The following is a 268-nucleotide window of genomic DNA, read 5'->3' as shown; positions in this document are numbered from 1 at the left end:
GATACATTACTACTTATCAAGCCTCATCCACATGAATTAAATCAGCAAATTTCAACATTTGGGAATGCCGTATTTAGAGATATTATTCAGGAAGAAAACCAGAATATAATATTTCTAGACCATAATTGGTTCAAAATGCATGACTTAAAAGATTTGATAGACTTTGCAATCGTTTATAACGGTACGTCTAGTATTGACCTAGGTGTAATGGATATACCCGCTATTCTATGTGGACATTTCGGAACGGTCGACTACCCGGTCGGGCACC

General features: G+C 36.9%; 1 protein-coding gene. It reads left to right on the top strand.

Annotated features, from left to right (window positions below):
* Positions 1-268, top strand: a 268-nt coding sequence (locus tag SB679_RS24530; protein WP_410704879.1) for a hypothetical protein, incomplete at both ends; no start/stop codon positions are given.

It is taken from the genome of Chryseobacterium sp. SIMBA_029 (assembly GCF_046535275.1).
Lineage (GTDB): Bacteria > Bacteroidota > Bacteroidia > Flavobacteriales > Weeksellaceae > Chryseobacterium.
This window is presented reverse-complemented; position numbering and strand designations above follow the sequence as displayed.